This is a genomic window from Vibrio splendidus, from assembly GCF_001557875.1.
In the GTDB taxonomy this organism is placed as follows: domain Bacteria; phylum Pseudomonadota; class Gammaproteobacteria; order Enterobacterales; family Vibrionaceae; genus Vibrio; species Vibrio splendidus_F.
In genome coordinates, this window is sequence record NZ_LNRF01000010.1 from 161253 (window position 1) to 179519 (window position 18267).

Consider the following 18267-nt stretch of genomic DNA (forward strand, 5'->3'; position numbering starts at 1 on the left):
ATTAGGTCGCCTTTGAGAATGCTTTTCTGTGTGTATGGATTGACATTAAAATACCAAAACCAGCCATAAGGGTAACCATTGAAGTACCGCCATAACTGACCAGAGGAAGAGGAACACCAACCACAGGTAGAATGCCACTTACCATGCCAATGTTTACAAAAATGTAGACGAAGAAGCTCAGTACAATACTACCGCCCATCATTCGGCCGAATGCGGTTTGAGCTTGGCTCGCGAGCACTAAGCCACGTCCAATAATAAACAGGTAGATCGCAAGCAAGAACAAGATACCAATCATGCCCCACTCTTCGGCAATTACCGCAAAAATGAAGTCGGTATGGCGCTCTGGAATGAACTCTAGTTGGGATTGAGTGCCTTGCAGCCAACCTTTTCCTGATATACCACCAGAACCTATCGCAATCTTACTTTGAATGATGTGGTAACCCGCACCTAATGGATCGGATTCAGGATCAAAAAGGGTTCTTACACGTACTTTTTGATATTCACGCATCAAGAAGAACCATAAGATTGGGATAAATGCCCCCAACGCTATTGCCGCACTAGCAATGATTTTCCAACTGATACCTGCTAGGAATATCACGAAGATACCGGATGCGGCGATAAGGATAGATGTGCCTAGGTCTGGTTGCTTTGCGATTAAAATCGTAGGTACAAACACCATCACTAGCGAGATCGCTAATGTTTGGAAGGTGGGTGGAAGTGAGCGCTTACCGATAAATCGCGCCAACATCAAAGGTACCGCCAACTTTAACAGCTCTGAGGGTTGGAATCGAACAAAGCCGAAGTTTAACCAACGCTGTGCACCTTTAGAGGCTTCACCAAAGAACAACACGCCTAATAGCAAGATGACACCACCTGCAAACAGTAGTGGTGCCAAGGTCTCATAAGTGCGAGGTGAGATTTGCGCTAGGAAGATCATTACACCTAAAGACAGAGCCATACGCATCGCCTGGCGATCCATCATCGCAAGGCTTTGTCCGCTTGCGCTGTACATGATCAGTAGGGCAAAGCCCATTAAAACCAGAATGCCAAGCAAAAGTGGTAGGTCGATATGCAGCCTTTCGAATAGGGCTCTATTTCGTCCAGTTGAAGGATCAAGTTTCATTATTTAATTGGCTCACTTTGATAATCTTCTGCAAGGATAATATGGTCTAAAATCCTTCTTACTACTGGGCCGCCGTTAGAAGAGCCGCCACCTGCGTTTTCTAGAACGATAGTCACGACGGCTTCAGGATCTTCAAAAGGTGCGTAACCTGTAAAGAGGGCGTGATCGCGTAAGTGCTCTGCGATTTCATCCGCGTTGTACTCTTCATCTTCTTTTAAGCCGAACACCTGCGCGGTACCCGATTTACCAGCGGTTTGGTAAGACATCTTCTGGAATGAACGTCTTGCTGTGCCTTTCTTACCGTGGTTAGCCAGTCTCATGCCTTCCTGAGCGATATCCCAATACTTCTTCTTAACCCCGGTTAGCGGTGGATAAGTTTCAATATCCGACATAATTTGTTCATCGAATGGGCGACCGTTATCAATGGTTGAACGCAGTAGGTGAGGGGCTGTTACTTCCCCTTCATTAACTAAAACTGATGTGGCTTTTGCAATCTGCATTGGTGTTGCTGTCCAGTAGCCTTGGCCAATGCCTACAGGGATAGTGTCACCTTGGTACCAAGGCACACGATGTCTTGCCATTTTCCAATCACGAGTTGGCATATTGGCTTTGCTTTCTTCATAAATATCGATGCCGGTATAATCACCGAATCCGAACATCATCATCCATTTGGATATGCGATCAATACCAAGGTCATAAGCAATTTGGTAAAAGAAAGTATCCACTGACTCTTCTATCGCTTTCTCGATATCAACGACACCGTGTCCCCAACGCAACCAGTCACGGAATGGTCTTGTTTTTGAGTTAGGGATTTTCCAATAACCTGGGTCATTACGCGTTGTATTAGGTGTAATCACACCTTCTTGCAGAGCCGCAACAGCAATGAATGGCTTGATCGTCGATGCTGGTGGATAAATACCTAGCGTTGCACGGTTAACCAAAGGGCGGTCTTTGTCTTGAAGTAGCGCGTTATAACCTTTAGAGGAGATACCATGCACAAATGCATTTGGGTCGTAGCTTGGGCTAGATACCATGGCTAACACGCCATTGTCTTTAGGGTCGAGAACGATGGCTGAGCCACGGCGACCATCAAGTAATTTATGTACGTACAGCTGTAGCTTGATGTCCAAGTTGAGCACGATATCTTTACCCGGAACCGAAGGCACAAACTTCAGAGTGCGGATCACTCGTCCACGGCTGTTTACTTCGACTTCTTGATAACCAGCGGTACCGTGCAACATGTCTTCGTAGTAGCGCTCAATGCCAAGTTTACCTATGTCACGAGTCGCTTGGTAATTGGCGTCTTTCTCTTCTCGTGCTAGGCGCTGCATATCACGGTCATTGATACGCGATACATAACCAATAACGTGAGTCAGCACATCGCCATAAGGGTAGAAACGTTTTAACGTGCCAGTGACCTCAACACCAGGGAACTTATGTTGGTTTACAGAGAAGACCGCAACTTGTTCTTCGGTGAGTTGGTTCAGAATCGGTACTGACTTGAAGCGTCGTGAATTACGACGATCACGATTAAAACGCTCGACACGTTCTGGTGGGATCTCGATTAACGCTTGTAGGCGGGCGAGCGTGTCATCCATATCTTTTATTTTTTCTGGTGTGATTTCTAGATTGAAAACAGGGCGGTTTTCTGCAAGAAGTACACCGTTGCGATCGTAAATCAAACCACGGTTGGGTGCGATTGGAACGACCTTGATACGGTTGTCGTTAGATCGGGTTTTATAGTCCTGATATTGGTTGATTTGAATGTTGTAAAGGTTCATAACCAACATCGACATCATCACTATGATCCCTGCAAACGCAACAAAAGCACGGCTAGTAAATAGTCGTGCTTCTGCTTTGTAGTCACGGATTTGGCTACGTTTACGTAACATTAACGCTTATTCTCGATGATAAGGATGGTTAGCAGTGATGCTCCAAGCTCGATACAAGCTTTCAGCCATGATAACGCGTACTAATGGGTGAGGGAGAGTAAGTGCCGATAGAGACCAACTTTGGTCTGCTGCCGCTTTACATGCAGGTGCTAATCCTTCAGGCCCGCCAATAAGGATAGAAACGTCGCGTCCATCCAATTTCCAACTTTCCAATTGCTCTGCCAGCTGTGGGGTATCCCATTTTTTACCTGGGATATCAAGAGTGACAATACGGTTACCTTTTGGAACGGCTGCCAACATTGCTTCGCCTTCTTTTTGAAGGATTCGTGCAATATCCGCATTTTTACCGCGCTTGCCCGCAGTGATTTCAATAAGTTCTAATGGCATGTCATGAGGGAAGCGGCGTTTATATTCTTTAAAGCCTTCTTCAACCCACTTTGGCATTTTTGTACCAACTGCGATTAACTGGATCTTCAAAGCTTAGCCCCAAAGTTTTTCTAGTTGGTACAGTTCACGGTGTTCTTCTTGCATAACGTGAAGCATGCTTGTGCCCATATCTAGAACAACCCATTCACCTTCTTGCTGGCCGTCCATGCCTAGTGGTTGCATGCCTGCTTTATGTACTTCATCAGCAACATGCTGTGCAATAGAGGCAACATGGCGCTTAGAGGTGCCAGTACAAACAATCATGTAATCAGTAACACTTGATTTGCCTTCTACATCGATAGTCACAATCGATTCTGCTTTCATGTCGTCAGCTTTGTCTGCAAGAAAATCTTTTAGTTCTTCACGTAACACGGGGTGTTCCTTTAATCTGAATTTAGCTTTTTAGGGGCTGTTGACCCTAGAATATACCACGCTTTTATGCGTGGAATGGTATTGAAGCTGAAGGGATACAAAACTCTACGCTTAACTGATGAATTAGTGGCCAAGGCGACTGCTCATATTGAGTTTTTGTCATCAATTCAGCTTGAGTGAGCAACGCGAACAAAGAGTGTAATTGAGAAATCGAAACTCTTGTTAGCGCGGCGTTATAAAGAGGCTTTTTAGATTGCCAGATACGGTGTTTGTCGAAGACTTGACCAATCGACATTTGTTTCATTTGTTGCTGCATTTGCAACAACAAGGCAAGTTCACGTTGGATACTACGCAGTAAAATGACGGGCTCTATACCCTCTGCTTCCAATTGTCTTAGGATTCGTTGTGCTCGGTTTCCTTTGCCTGCTAATAACGCATCACTCCAATGGAATGGAGTAAAATGGTTGTGTCGACTTAGCGATTCTTCTAAGCGTACTAATGTGAGCTTTCCATCTGGGTATTGAAGAGCCAGTTTTTCTAGGCTTTGGGTTAGTGCAAATAGATTACCCTCGTGCCATTGCGCCAGCATTTGTATCGCCTCAGGATCTGGCGTTAAACCGATTTGACGGCAGCGCGCTTGGACAAACTGAGGTAATCGACTGACATCTGGTGTTAAGCAACTTATCCAATGGCCCTGATTCGAGAGCGCCTTAAACCACTTAGCGCTTTCTTGAGCTTTAGTTAATTTAGTGCCCACTAAGATCAACAAGATATCGCTATGGATATGTTCGGAGATCGCGAGTAATTCTTTTGCTATCGCGGCATTGACGCCTGACTCTGGCAATTCAAGTTCGATGACTTGACGGCTAGAGAATAGGCTCAGTGCTTGAGTGCAGTCGTAGACTTGATTCCAGTCGAGGCTGTTATCAATAGCAAAACGGTGACGTTCTTCAAAACCTTGTTGTTTTGCAGCTTTTTGAATTGCTTCTCGGCTTTCTTGTAACAGCAGAGGTTCGTTACCAAAAATGAGGTAAACACTGCATAGCTGTTTAGCAAGTTGCTCTGATAAGCGGTCAGCAAAAATACGCATCAAATAAACCTATTACTCAGTCGATTCGTTTTCTGTTGGCTGTTCTTCTGAAGCCGGTACGATCTCAACGTCTTCAACTTCGATATTTTTAATGTTGTATTGTTTCTCAAGCTCTTTAACTTGAACATTTTCTAATGACTCTAGATTCATGCTACCTGCGGCAATATTGGCTTTTAGTCGAGCCATCTGACGCAGGATTTGGCTTGTTGCCAGCTTACGCATTTCATCTTCGATCATGTCGCGTTCAACCGACTTCGCAAGTGCTGTCAGTGGGTTATCTAGGTAACTACGGGTTACGCTAGTTGAGAATGTTTTTGAGCCTAGGTCCGGGATAGTAACTCGATATCTTGCTCGGAATGTCAGCTCTTTTTCTGCTGCACGAGTGTTTTGGTATAGAGAAAGGGTACGCTCACCAACGCTCTCACTAATAATGTGCAGGTTAGGGGTATTTTCAGCCGGTGGCACAATTTCTACATCATTCATACGTAGCTGACCTTTCATCATACGTGTAAACGTACTGTATTGGTCGTAACTGGTTACGGAGATCTTGTTGAGTTCTTCTGGTACGGAGTAATCACCACGCAGGTGGAAACCACACGCACTTAACAGGCTGACGGTTAAAACAACAATAGTAACTTTCAATGAAGATAGTGAAATCAGGCGCATTATTTGATGGCTCTCATGAAGGTAGAATACTTATTTAAAGGCTTTAGCTAGTTTGAGTTGTTAGGCTCAAATCTAAAGCGCTTAAATAAGTAGACAGGGCAATTAGCTACCCTGTCTACAGACTGCTTTTGATGAATTAAGTTCGTTAATTCTTTAGTAATTGCACTGTACTAACGAAATTAGTTAGCAACAATGTTTAGAAGCTTACCAGGAACGAAGATAACTTTACGAATCGTTAGACCATCTAGGAACTTCTTAGCGTTCTCATCATTTAGACCAAGTTCACGAACTTGCTCTTCTGTCGCGTCAGCAGCAACCGTTAGCTTCGCTCGTAGCTTACCGTTGATCATTACAACGATAGTCTTCTCGTCTTCAACTAGCGCTTTCTCATCGAAAGTTGGCCATGTTGCTGAGTCTACGTTTGATTCACCAAGCGCAATCCACATTTCGTAAGAGATGTGTGGTGTCATTGGGTAAAGCATACGAACTACTGCTTTTAGCGCTTCATCAAGAATTGCACGATCTTGTACTGACTCTTGAGGTGCTTTCGCTAGCTTGTTCATCAGTTCCATGATTGCAGCGATAGCTGTGTTGAACGTTTGGCGGCGGCCAATATCGTCCGTTACTTTCGCGATAGTCTTGTGGATATCACGACGAAGTGCTTTTTGGTCGCCAGATAGAGCTGAAGCGTCAACAGATTCAGCTGCACCTTTAGAAGAATGAGCGTGAACCAATTTCCAAACACGTTTAAGGAAGCGGTTAGCTCCTTCAACGCCAGACTCTTGCCACTCAAGCGTCATGTCTGCAGGTGATGCAAACATCATGAATAGACGTACTGTATCAGCGCCGTACTTGTCTACCATCTCTTGTGGATCGATACCGTTGTTCTTAGACTTAGACATTTTGATCATGCCTGAGTGTTCAACTTCGCGGCCTTGATCGTCGACTGCTTTTTCGATGCGACCTTTACCGTCACGTTCAACCGTTACGTCAGTCGGAGCAATCCACTCTTTGGTGCCTTTCTCGTTGGTGTGATAGAACGCGTCAGCCAGAACCATGCCTTGACATAGTAGTTGCTTGAACGGTTCGTCAGATGTTACGTAACCTGCGTCACGTAGTAATTTGTGGAAGAAACGAGAATACAGTAGGTGCATACAAGCGTGCTCAATACCACCAATGTATTGGTCAACTGGCAGCCAGTAGTTTGCTTTCTCTGGATCTAGAATGTCGTCTGCTTGTGGAGAACAGTAACGAGCGTAGTACCAAGAAGACTCCATGAACGTATCGAACGTATCAGTCTCACGTAGAGCTGGTTCACCGTTGAATGTTGTTTCAGCCCAAGACTTGTCAGCTTTGATTGGGCTCGTTACGCCATCCATAACTACATCTTCAGGAAGAATCACTGGCAGTTGGTCTGCTGGTACTGGGTGAACTTCACCGTCTTCAGTGGTTACCATTGGGATTGGAGCACCCCAGTAACGCTGACGAGAAACGCCCCAGTCACGTAGACGGAAGTTTACTGTCTTCTTACCTTTGCCTTCAGCTTCTAGCTTCGCAGCAATTGCATCGAATGCTTCTTGGAATACAAGACCATCGAACTCACCAGAATCGAACAATAAGCCTTTCTCAGTGTACGCCGCTTCAGACACATCTAGCTCAGAACCGTCTTCAGGTTTGATTACTGGGATGATATCGATGCCGTACTTAGTTGCGAATTCGTAGTCACGTTGATCGTGAGCTGGAACCGCCATTACTGCACCTGTGCCGTAATCCATAAGAACGAAGTTTGCTACGTATACAGGAACAACACGACCGTTAAGAGGGTGGATAGCCGTTAGGCCTGTATCCATACCTTTCTTTTCCATCGTAGCTAGTTCTGCTTCAGCCACTTTAGTGTTACGACACTCATCTACGAATGCAGCAAGCTCAGGGTTGTTCTTAGATGCTTTCTCTGCAAGAGGGTGACCTGCTGCGATACCAACGTAAGAAACACCCATTAGTGTATCTGGACGTGTTGTGTACACTTCTAGTGGTGCTTCTTCGCCGTTAACAGCGAAAGATAGCTCAACACCTTCAGAGCGACCGATCCAGTTGCGCTGCATGGTCTTAACCATTTCAGGCCAACCTTCAAGGTTGTCTAGATCGTCTAGTAGCTCTTGAGCGTACTCAGTGATTTTAATGAACCACTGTGGAATTTTCTTTTGTTCTACTGGAGTGTCACAACGCCAGCAGCAGCCGTCTTCTACTTGCTCGTTTGCCAGTACGGTTTGGTCGTTTGGACACCAGTTCACAGAAGAAGTCTTCTTGTACACCAGGCCTTTTTCGTAAAGCTTAGTGAAGAACTCTTGTTCCCAGCGGTAGTATTCTGGAGTACAGGTCGCGAATTCACGGTTCCAGTCGTAACCAAAGCCTAGAAGCTTAAGCTGGTTTTTCATGTACTCAATGTTTTCGTAAGTCCATGGCGCAGGCGCTGTGTTGTTTTTAACAGCTGCGTTTTCTGCAGGTAGGCCGAATGCATCCCAACCAATTGGCTGCATTACGTTTTTGCCTTGTAGACGTTGGAAACGAGATACCACATCACCGATGGTGTAGTTACGCACGTGACCCATGTGCAGTCGGCCACTTGGGTAAGGGAACATAGAAAGACAGTAGAATTTTTCTTTGTTTGGGTCTTCACTTACAACGAAAGTTTCGCTGTTATCCCAGTGTTGTTGAACCTTTTGTTCAATCTCTTGCGGGTTATATTGTTCTTGCATCGATGGTATCCGGTTATCTTGGAATTTGTGAGTTCGGTTAGAACAGAATCTTACAGATCGTCATAGAATACCTAAAGGAGCTGAGTACAACAATAGTTATACCCTTCATACTTGCAGTTGCTGCCTAGTAGATTGTGTAATTTTCACTGAATTTCGCAGGGCAACTATACTTAAGAGTATGAATTGCATTTGTTTGTAAGCGAGAGTGCATAGCAGCGCTTCGTTTACTCACTATAACGTTGGTTATCTTAAGGAGGTTGTTATGCCGAAGAAAAAAGCACTCTATGAAGAAGTGGTTGAAGAGGTTATCGAAACGCTGAAGCATAGTCCTGAAGAGCTCAACAACAAAATCGAAACATCAGGCAAATATGCGAAAGCCGCCAATGACATGACCAAAGATGAACTATCGCTGATCTCAGCTTATGTGAAGTCAGACTTGAAAGAGTTTTCTGAGAGCTACGAAGAAAGCAAAAGCGGTCCATTTTATCTGATGATTGCTGACTCTATTTGGCAGGGGCTTCTAGACATAACCGATCGAACGAAAGTTGAATGGGTTGAGCTGTTCCAAGATCTTGAACATCAGGGCTTATATCAAGCGGGTGAAGTCATTGGGTTAGGCACCTTGGTATGTGACGAGTGTGGCCATCAAACCGAATATAACCACCCAACCAATATCATTCCATGCATTAAATGTGGCTCTACAGGGTTTAGCCGCAAAGCACTTAAGCCGTAAACATGTAATTAACTTCAAACCGCGGCAATAAAAAAGGGTTGACCCAACCAGTCAACCCTCGAATCTAAAATCACTTTTCGTCGAATCTCGAATCTAGCTCTTTGGCTGTCTTATTAGCCAACCAATCACCAAGCTGAGCATCGCCCAAATATACAGTGGCCAAGTACCTACTGTGTGATAAGGCGTTTGCCCATCCGTTGAAATGAGCTCAGCTTTTAACACTGCCGTTTCGAACTGAGGTATTTGCTTGATGATGTTGCCTTTGTAATCGGTAACTGCCGTCACACCATTGTTGGTAGAGCGAATAAGTGGCTTACCAAGCTCCAGAGCACGCATTTGTGCGATTTCCATATGTTGCAATGGCCCAATAGAACGACCAAACCATGCATCGTTAGAGAGAGTGAGGATAAAGTCAGTCTCATCAGTCACATTCTGTCTAACTTGATCATTAAAGATGATCTCATAGCACAACGCTGGCGCTAAGTGGCGTCCATTTGCCACGATGTTTGGTTGAACAAAATCACCACGGCTGAATGATGACATCGGCAAATTAAAGAATGGTGCCAACGGGCGTAGGATATCTTCAAACGGGACAAACTCACCAAATGGCAATAAGTGATGTTTATGATAGCGTTCGTCTGGATCGTAACTGTACTCGCCATATGGGTTCACGCCAAGTGAAAGAACACTGTTGTAGTATTTCTTATCTTCAGACTGATTAAGCACGCCTGTGATGATAGAGCTGTTGTTCATCTTCGCTGCGCTATCTAAGTTACGTAGGAAAGAAGGAATCTCTACCTCAAACGCAGGGATAGCGGCTTCAGGCCAGATGATGATATCAGCGTCCCAATTTTCTCTGCTTAGGTCGGTGTACTTCATCATGGTTGGCCAACGATGACTTGGTAGCCATTTGCTGTCTTGATCGACGTTGCCTTGTATTAAAACGACTGACGTGGTTTTTTCAGGGTTCGGCGTGACCCAATCGATGTTGCGAATACCAAAGCCAGTACTGAATACAACAGCAGGAATGACTGCGATGCTCCATGCTCTATTGATAACCGTATAAGCGAATGCAGAGGCTGAAACAATGATCGCTAGAGTTACTAACTCTACGCCGCCAATCGGTGCAAAGGACCCTAATGGCGAATCGATTTGGCTGTAGCCTAACCAAAGCCAAGGGAACCCCGTCATTACCCATCCACGTAGCCAATCACTGATTAACCATAATGCAGGTGCTGCGAGGAAAAAGCGGCTTAGATTATTAGCAGGGAAGAACTTGTTCAAACTCCAAGTAAATAGACCTGAGTAAACAGCTAGGTAGCCAACAAGTAATGCCATCAAAAATAGGTTAGCTGCCAGTGGCATACCACCAAAACCATCAATGCTGACGTATACCCAGCTGATACCTGTCGTGAATTGACCTAAACCCCATCCGTAGCCAATCCAAAGCGCACTTTTAGGAGAGCGGTTATGAATCAGTAACAGCAACAAAGCTGGGCTGAGAATAGCAAGAGGCCATATAGAGTATGGAGCGAATGAAAGGGTGGTTATAGCGCCAACAAAAACGGCCGCAAGCGGCCGTAATAGGCGATGAATAAAGGTCTTAGTCATCTAATTTCTGTCATCTCTTTAGAGAGAAGTTGTTATTCTTCGATAGTCGGAAGAGGTTGCTCGTCAGGAATGGTTACCTGTAGCTGAATCACACGGCGGTTATCTGCTGATGTTATTTTGAAATGGTAGTTTTCAATCTCTACAATTTCGCCACGAACAGGCAGGTGACCGAGTGCTGTCATAACCATGCCGCCTACCGTATCCACTTCATCGTCACTAAAGGCAGTGTTAAACGTATCGTTGAACTCTTCAATAGTAGTTAAAGCTTTTACAGAGAAGGTATGCTTACTCAGCTTACGAATATCTAGCTCTTCTTCATCGTCGAACTCGTCTTCAATTTCACCAACGATTTCTTCGAGGATATCTTCAATGGTTACCAGGCCAGAAACTCCGCCAAACTCATCGACAACGATAGACATGTGGTAACGCTCTTCTTGGAACTCCTTAAGCAGGCGATCAACTCGCTTACTTTCAGGAACAACCACGACAGGGCGAATCACTTGTTCGATATCAAATGGGGCACTTTCTGAACCCAAATACTTAAGTAGGTCCTTCGCTAATAGAATGCCTTCAACATGGTCTTTATCTTCACTGATCACTGGGTAGCGAGAGTGTTGAGCATCAGTAATAAGCGCAATCAATGTATCTAAATCATCGGTGCGTTCAACTGTAACCATTTGAGAGCGAGGCAGCATGATATCGCGTACTCGCATCTCTGAAATTTCCATAACACCCTCGAGCATGTCGCGCGTGTCATGGTCAATTAGGTCATTAATTTCTGAGTCGCGGATTACATCCACGAGCTCTTGGCGATCTTTTACTTCACCTTGAAATAGTTGGCCTAGGCGTTCAAAGAAGGACTTTCTACTCGGACCTTCAGATTTTTTACTTCCCTCAGAAGTGGGGGGGTTACCTTCGTTCATGATTTCTCAAAAAATAACGCTATCAGAAGTGTGATAGCACACGTTACAACTCAGATTCCTGCGGAAATCACAGGTTCGATGAGTTATTGTTTCTCTGCAACCTACTTTACTAGAATCAATTTACTTTTCTAGAATATACGGGTCTTCAAACCCCATAGTTTGCATGATTTCTGTCTCGAGTGACTCCATCTCTTCAGCTTCATCATCTTCGATATGATCATAACCTAGCAGATGCAGACTGCCATGTACAACCATATGAGCCCAGTGTGCTAGCAGAGGCTTACTTTGCTCTTCTGCTTCTTTTTCGACAACTTGGCGGCAGATAATGAGGTCGCCCAGTAGATCTAACTCGATCCCAGGAGGAGCCTCGAATGGAAAAGACAACACGTTAGTTGGCTTGTCTTTGCCACGATATTCATGATTGAGCTGGTGGCTTTCTTGTATATCAACGATACGAACCGTCAACTCGGCGTTCTCTTGAAACTGAGGAATGGTCTTGTCCAACCAAAGCTGAATATCTTGCTCAGTTGGAAGACCTTGCTCATTTTCGACCGCTAATTGCAGGTCTAGTTCAATAGACATCTATTTATCACCTTGTTCTGCAATTGCAGAACTATTTTGTGTTGCTAATTGTGTCGTAACGGCCTGCTGAGCCTCAAGAAGTTTGGCTTCGCGCTCTTCACGTTTACGCTTTTCAAACTCTTTGCGCTCTTTCTGGTCTTTCGCTTCCCATTTCTCGTAGGCGTTGACGATACGAGCAACTACAGGGTGACGAACGACGTCTTCAGACATGAAGAAATTAAAGCTAATGTCATCTACTTCACTGAGAACTTCTGTCGCATGACGTAGACCTGATTTTGCACCACGAGGTAAATCGATTTGCGTGATATCGCCCGTGATCACAGCGCGTGAGTTAAAACCAATACGGGTTAAGAACATCTTCATCTGTTCTACCGTGGTGTTTTGGCTCTCATCAAGAATGATAAACGCATCATTCAACGTACGACCACGCATATACGCCAGTGGCGCAACTTCAATCACGTTACGTTCAATCAGCTTCTCGACTCGCTCAAAGCCAAGCATCTCAAACAGTGCATCGTATAGTGGACGCAAATATGGGTCTACTTTTTGGCTTAAATCACCCGGTAGGAAACCAAGCTTCTCACCAGCTTCAACAGCAGGGCGAGTCAGTAGGATTCGGCGAACCTCTTGGCGTTCAAGTGCATCAACTGCTGCAGCAACGGCTAAGTATGTTTTACCTGTACCGGCTGGCCCAATACCAAAAGTGATGTCATGAGTAACCATGTTCATTAGGTATTGTGCTTGGTTTGGCGTACGAGGTTTGATGACGCCTTTTTTAGTTTTAATGGTCACTTCTTTGCCGTAGTCGATTTCAGACTCGACGTGTTGCTCCAAAATGCCAGATTCGGTGATCGCCAGATGCACTTGTTCTGGTTCGATATCGATTATGTTGCCTTTAACTGGAGCCGTTTCAACATAGAGGTGTTTTATGATGTCTAAAGCTGCGGCTGTCGTGTGAGGCTTACCGACAATCGTAAAAAAGTTGCTACGGTAATTAACCTCAACGCCCAGACGACGCTCAAGATGTTTGATGTTGTCGTCGAATGGCCCGCATAAACTTGCCAAGCGCTTGTTGTCTGCTGGCTCTAGATTTATCTCTAAGGTAACGATTTTATTGCTCAAATTAGCCTCTCATTTTGTGCCACTCACTCTTAAATAAAAAAAGAGCAAAAAGCCCGATTTAGACCGGGCTTCTGATGGTGATATCCCTATTTCTAAGATGGTCACTTAGTTAGGTAATTTCAAGCTTTGTGTTTGCGCTTTGTGCTCAAACAGTTGTAATGCCTATGGCGTAAATGTTGCTACACCTAGCTCGTCTTCACGTTTTGTTTTTTCCATCATTTCTGCTGGAGTCATAACAACGCGTAGACCCATGTCTTTTTCTGTACGAACTAGCTCACCACGTAGTGAGTTGGTGTAAACCTCAGTGATCTTCACATCTACGAACTGACCGATTAGGTCTGCAGAACCTTCGAAGTTCACAACACGGCTGTTTTCTGTACGGCCGCGAAGTTCCATTAGGTTCTTTCTTGATGGACCTTCAACAAGGATACGTTGCTCTGTACCTAACATTAGACGAGAGAAGCGCATAGCTTGTGTGTTTACCGTTTGTTGCAGTTCGTACAGACGATCTTTCTTCTCTTGTGCTGGTACATCACATGGGTAATCTGCTGCTGGCGTACCTGGACGAGGAGAGAAAACAAAGCTGAAGCTCATATCGAAATCAACTTCTTTAATTAGCTTCATTGTATCTTGGAAGTCTTGTTTAGACTCACCAGGGAAACCAACAATAAAGTCAGAACTGATTTGAATGTCAGGACGAGCTTTACGCAGTTTACGGATAATAGACTTGTACTCGATAGCCGTATGTGGACGCTTCATCATTGTAAGAATACGGTCACTACCACTTTGTACTGGCAGGTGAAGGAAGCTCACTAGTTCAGGAGTATCTTTGTAAACGTCAATGATGTCGTCACCAAACTCAAGCGGGTGGCTTGTTGTGAAACGAATACGGTCGATACCATCGATAGAAGCAACAAGACGAAGCAGTTCTGCGAATGAACAGATATCGCCTTCGTGTGTTGGACCGCGGTATGCGTTTACGTTCTGACCCAGTAGGTTAACTTCACGTACGCCTTGCTCTGCAAGTTGAGCAACTTCGAACAGTACATCATCCATTGGACGGCTAACTTCTTCACCACGTGTGTATGGTACAACGCAGTAAGTACAGTATTTAGAACAACCTTCCATGATAGAAACGAACGCCGTCGCGCCTTCAGCTTTTGGCTCTGGCAGATTATCGAACTTTTCGATTTCTGGGAAAGAGATGTCCATTACTGGCTTTTCGTTAGACAGTGATGATTTAATCATCTCCGGCAGACGGTGTAATGTTTGTGGGCCAAAGATAACGTCTACGTAAGGTGCACGTTGACGAATGTGATCACCTTCTTGAGTCGCTACACAGCCACCCACACCGATCACCACACCTTCTTTTTTATCTTTCAGCGTTTTCCAACGACCAAGCTGGTGGAATACTTTCTCTTGCGCTTTTTCACGGATAGAACAAGTATTCAATAGTAGTACGTCTGCTTCCTCAGGTACTTCAGTTAGCTCATAGCCATTTGCAGCGTTAAGCAGGTCGGCCATTTTTGATGAATCATATTCATTCATCTGACAGCCCCAAGTTTTAATTAGCAGTTTCTTACTCATTATATGTTCGCTCGATCGTTAGTTTAATTTAAGGGAGCAAATCGCCCATTATTCATCCACTAGCTCTGTTTGTCATAATTCGGTATTCAATTTTATGGCAGGCTCTAGCGGCAAGCGGCGTATTGTACTGGTTTCAAAACCGACTGACTAGTAGTCTGAACAAATCTCTTATGTAGTGGTTTTTATTATCGTTAACGCCATATGCCATAAGGGATAACCCTTTTTTCGAATAAGGTTTTTGGTTACAAGTTAGTTATGAAAAAGTACAATCAAAAACAGTCAAAGAATCAAACTGATAAGTACAAAATATGAACAGTTACGATATTGTAGTAGTCGGTGGCGGCATGGTTGGTGCAGCAACAGCAATCGGTTTTGCAAAGCAAGGTCTGAGTGTTGCGGTGATCGAAGGTTTTGCTCCACAAGCTTTTGATGAGTCGCAAGCGATGGACATTCGTGTGTCAGCGATTTCTCAAGCATCGGTCGATCTGCTTGAAGATCTTGGTGCATGGCAAAGTATTGCAGCAATGCGAGTTTGTTCTTATAAGCGATTAGAGACGTGGGAGCACCCAGAGTGTCGTACTCGGTTTGATGCTGCATCACTGGACCTTCCTCGTTTGGGCTATATCGTTGAGAACAGACTCATTCAATTAGGTTTATGGTCTCAATTTGATGCCTACGACAATCTCGAACTGTTATGCCCAGAAAAGCTCGATGAGATTGAGTTTGGTGAAACCAATATCGTTAAGCTTCAATCAGGGGGGGAGCTATCCGCGAAGTGGGTGGTTGGTGCTGATGGTGCGAATTCAGCCGTTCGTCAACAAGCTGGAATTGGCATTACGGCTTGGGATTATCGACAACACTGTATGCTTATCAACGTAGAAACAGAACAGCCTCAGCAAGATATTACTTGGCAGCAATTTCTACCAAGTGGCCCTCGTTCATTTTTGCCTTTGTGTTCTCTAACCTCTGACGATCAAGAAGTCGGGCAGGGATCGTTGGTTTGGTATGACTCTCCGCTGCGTATTAAGCAACTGTCAGCAATGACCCCTGAAAAACTACGTAACGAAGTACTTACTCACTTTCCTAAAGAGTTAGGTGATATCAAAGTCTTGAATTCGGGTTCTTTTCCTCTGACACGACGTCATGCTCAATCATATTCGAAGAATAACTGTATTTTAGTTGGGGATTCTGCGCATACGATTAACCCGTTGGCTGGGCAGGGTGTTAACTTAGGCTTCAAAGATGTATCAGTACTGTTGGATGCCACCAAAGAAAAGGGTGAATTGAATCAGTCTGTAGCAAGACGCTATGAAGTGATGAGAAGAGGCGACAACCTAATGATGCAGAGTGGCATGGATTTCTTCTACAAGACATTCAGCAACGACATTGGTCCGCTCAAGTTTGTACGTAATGCTGCGCTAAAACTCGCAGAGAACTCTGGGCCGATTAAAACTCAAGTATTGAAATACGCCTTAGGTCTTTAATTTATTGGTTCAGATTATCTATATAGAGAAGGAGAGCAGATGCTCTCCTTTTTTGTATGGTGTTGAATGTTATAACTGCTGTGTAACGCAAACCGGTGCGTCGATCTCTAAAGAGAATCCTGTATAAACCAAAGACCCATCCTCATTATCTCGCTTGAATGAGGTGATGTTGTTGGAGTGTTGGTTTGCTGCGATAAGCCATCGTCCGCAGTCAGTAATATGAAAATCACGAGGGAAGCTGCCTTCAGTATTATAGCTATCAATAAAAATAGGCATTTTCGTTGTAGGATCGATTCTGAAGCAACTGATCATAGATTGGTGTCGACAAGATACATAAAGGAATTGCTCATCAGGTGATAGCTTAATTGCTGCTGCGGCTTCTCCCTTCTCCATATTAGCTAATGCATCAACCTCTTCCACTACATTCCAAATGCCTAAAACCTTTTCCAAAATCAGTAATGTTTCAGAGAGTTCACAGACCACATAAGCTCTGTCTTCAGCTTTGTTAAAGATTAAATGGCGAGGTCCATTGCCGGCTGGCACTTTAATAGACTGCATTGGCTCATCAAGGAACTCTTCTTGCTCTTCATCAAAGCAATAGAAGTTGATGCGATCGGTGCCGAGATCGACTGTCACAAACTGTGGTGAGTTTTGTAAGAACAGACATTGATGGGCGTGTGGGCTAGTTTGTCTCTCTTTGTTCGGCCCGGAACCAACCATCTTGATTGTTTTGAGTCGCTTATCGATGCTGCCATTGATACTTAAGCTAAAAATATCGAATGTGCCTGATGAGTACTGCGACGTGATAGCAAACTTATTGTGTGGATCTATCGCGACGTGACAGGGGTGATCTCCCGAGATGAGGCTTGCATTGGACATTATATGTGAATCAACATTAGGTATATGAATGAGCTGGGGCTGTTTTTGCTGGTCAACTTCCGATGCAGTATAGATCCCAGTCTTTGTTACAGTAACAAAAGAGGGGTTAATACATTTGATGATCAGCTCTAGAGGTAATAGTTGTCCTGTTTCTAGTTCTAACTGAGTTTGATAAACACCTTGGCTTTTGCTTGGCGTATCCGTGTAGCAACCGATCGTTAAGGGGAGGGTTTTCATAGGCTAGTCATACTCAATTAGAAAATGGAGCTGACATTGTCTTATAAAATCGTATTAAAAGTGAGGTTATAGAAGAGAATACTTGGTGACTTGGCTAGCAGATTTACATATTCCAGATAAAACAAAACCCAGCTAAAAAGCTGGGTTCTATTCAATGATGGTGCGGTCGGAGAGACTTGAACTCTCACACCTCTCGGCGCCAGAACCTAAATCTGGTGCGTCTACCAATTCCGCCACGACCGCAGCAAATCTTTATAGTCATATCGAATATTGGTGCTTCAATAAGACGTTGTATAAGTGGTGGCTACTGCGGGATTTGAACCTGCGACCCCATCATTATGAGTGATGTGCTCTAACCAACTGAGCTAAGTAGCCATAATAAATCTAATAGATTCACTATTTGTTCTCTAATGAAAGAGAAATAATGGTGCGGTCGGAGAGACTTGAACTCTCACACCTCTCGGCGCCAGAACCTAAATCTGGTGCGTCTACCAATTCCGCCACGACCGCAGCAAAGCTTTTACTCTAGCGAAGAGTATAGTTAAGAAGACTTATGGTTTGTCTAAGTAACGTTGTAATGGCTGGGCTACCTGGATTCGAACCAGGGAATGCTGGCATCAAAAGCCAGTGCCTTACCGCTTGGCGATAGCCCAACAATGATATCACTTAAGATATCTAAATAATGGTGCGGTCGGAGAGACTTGAACTCTCACACCTCTCGGCGCCAGAACCTAAATCTGGTGCGTCTACCAATTCCGCCACGACCGCAGCAAATCTTTATAGT

Annotated in this window: 15 protein-coding genes and 5 tRNA genes; 2 read left to right on the forward strand and 18 right to left on the reverse strand. The window is 44.5% G+C overall.

Translation table 11 applies throughout. From position 1 onward, the window contains the following. Nucleotide 1: 1 nt before the first annotated feature. The 7 genes from rodA to leuS form a co-directional block, all read right to left on the reverse strand. Nucleotides 2–1123, reverse strand: a complete 1122-nt coding sequence (gene rodA / locus ATB74_RS19635) for a rod shape-determining protein RodA (protein ID WP_048607962.1) — start codon at nt 1121–1123, stop codon at nt 2–4. Then, on the reverse strand, nt 1123–3015 hold the full coding sequence (gene mrdA / locus ATB74_RS19640) for a penicillin-binding protein 2 (RefSeq protein ID WP_060983366.1): 1893 nt from the start codon (nt 3013–3015) through the stop codon (nt 1123–1125). The genes rodA and mrdA overlap by 1 nt, the downstream gene beginning before the upstream one ends. A 6-nt stretch (nt 3016–3021) precedes the next feature. Then, nucleotides 3022–3492: a 23S rRNA (pseudouridine(1915)-N(3))-methyltransferase RlmH gene (gene rlmH, locus ATB74_RS19645; RefSeq protein ID WP_004735246.1), complete on the reverse strand. Its 471-nt coding sequence runs from the start codon at nt 3490–3492 to the stop codon at nt 3022–3024. A 3-nt stretch (nt 3493–3495) separates the two neighbouring features. Further along, on the reverse strand, nt 3496–3813 hold the full coding sequence (gene rsfS, locus ATB74_RS19650; RefSeq protein ID WP_061019511.1) for a ribosome silencing factor: 318 nt from the start codon (nt 3811–3813) through the stop codon (nt 3496–3498). Nucleotides 3814–3877: 64 nt separating this feature from the next. After that, complete coding sequence (holA, locus tag ATB74_RS19655) at nt 3878–4903, reverse strand: DNA polymerase III subunit delta (RefSeq protein WP_061019512.1); 1026 nt, start codon at nt 4901–4903, stop codon at nt 3878–3880. A 12-nt stretch (nt 4904–4915) separates the two neighbouring features. Further along, the gene (lptE, locus tag ATB74_RS19660) at nt 4916–5569 is read right to left on the reverse strand and encodes an LPS assembly lipoprotein LptE (RefSeq protein ID WP_061019513.1); all 654 of its coding nucleotides are present in this window, start codon (nt 5567–5569) and stop codon (nt 4916–4918) included. 179 nt (nt 5570–5748) lie between these two features. Further along, entirely contained in the window at nt 5749–8325 is a 2577-nt protein-coding gene (gene leuS / locus ATB74_RS19665; RefSeq protein ID WP_061019514.1) for a leucine--tRNA ligase, read from the reverse strand. A gap of 262 nt (nt 8326–8587) precedes the next feature. On the opposite strand from leuS, the gene ATB74_RS19670 reads away from it, so the two are divergent. Beyond that, nucleotides 8588–9058: a zinc ribbon-containing protein gene (locus ATB74_RS19670; protein ID WP_012603380.1), complete on the forward strand. Its 471-nt coding sequence runs from the start codon at nt 8588–8590 to the stop codon at nt 9056–9058. Between the two features lie 93 nt (nt 9059–9151). Here the strand turns inward: ATB74_RS19670 and lnt are convergent, their stop codons facing one another. From lnt to miaB, 5 genes are all read right to left on the reverse strand, one after another. Further along, nucleotides 9152–10669, reverse strand: coding sequence for an apolipoprotein N-acyltransferase (gene lnt / locus ATB74_RS19675; protein WP_060983370.1), 1518 nt, complete (start codon nt 10667–10669; stop codon nt 9152–9154). 32 nt (nt 10670–10701) lie between these two features. Continuing rightward, nucleotides 10702–11592, reverse strand: a complete 891-nt coding sequence (gene corC, locus ATB74_RS19680; protein ID WP_012603382.1) for a CNNM family magnesium/cobalt transport protein CorC — start codon at nt 11590–11592, stop codon at nt 10702–10704. A gap of 120 nt (nt 11593–11712) precedes the next feature. Continuing rightward, on the reverse strand, nt 11713–12174 hold the full coding sequence (gene ybeY, locus ATB74_RS19685; protein WP_061019515.1) for an rRNA maturation RNase YbeY: 462 nt from the start codon (nt 12172–12174) through the stop codon (nt 11713–11715). Further along, nucleotides 12175–13296 (reverse strand): PhoH family protein, encoded by a 1122-nt coding sequence (locus ATB74_RS19690; protein WP_060983372.1) that lies wholly within the window; start codon nt 13294–13296, stop codon nt 12175–12177. 162 nt (nt 13297–13458) lie between these two features. Then, nucleotides 13459–14883 (reverse strand): tRNA (N6-isopentenyl adenosine(37)-C2)-methylthiotransferase MiaB, encoded by a 1425-nt coding sequence (miaB, locus tag ATB74_RS19695; RefSeq protein WP_060983373.1) that lies wholly within the window; start codon nt 14881–14883, stop codon nt 13459–13461. A gap of 308 nt (nt 14884–15191) precedes the next feature. On the opposite strand from miaB, the gene ATB74_RS19700 reads away from it, so the two are divergent. After that, the gene (locus tag ATB74_RS19700) at nt 15192–16367 is read left to right on the forward strand and encodes a 2-octaprenyl-3-methyl-6-methoxy-1,4-benzoquinol hydroxylase (RefSeq protein WP_061019516.1); all 1176 of its coding nucleotides are present in this window, start codon (nt 15192–15194) and stop codon (nt 16365–16367) included. Nucleotides 16368–16436: 69 nt separating this feature from the next. Here ATB74_RS19700 and ATB74_RS19705 read toward each other — a convergent pair whose 3' ends face one another. From ATB74_RS19705 to ATB74_RS19730, 6 genes are all read right to left on the reverse strand, one after another. Further along, nucleotides 16437–17483 (reverse strand): lactonase family protein, encoded by a 1047-nt coding sequence (locus ATB74_RS19705; protein WP_061019517.1) that lies wholly within the window; start codon nt 17481–17483, stop codon nt 16437–16439. 158 nt (nt 17484–17641) lie between these two features. Continuing rightward, nucleotides 17642–17726, reverse strand: a tRNA-Leu gene (locus tag ATB74_RS19710). Between the two features lie 55 nt (nt 17727–17781). Beyond that, nucleotides 17782–17858 (reverse strand) — tRNA-Met (locus tag ATB74_RS19715). Nucleotides 17859–17908: 50 nt separating this feature from the next. Beyond that, nucleotides 17909–17993, reverse strand: a tRNA-Leu gene (locus ATB74_RS19720). 68 nt (nt 17994–18061) lie between these two features. After that, nucleotides 18062–18136 (reverse strand) — tRNA-Gln (locus ATB74_RS19725). Nucleotides 18137–18166: 30 nt separating this feature from the next. After that, nucleotides 18167–18251, reverse strand: a tRNA-Leu gene (locus ATB74_RS19730). Between the last annotated feature and the right edge of the window lie 16 nt (nt 18252–18267).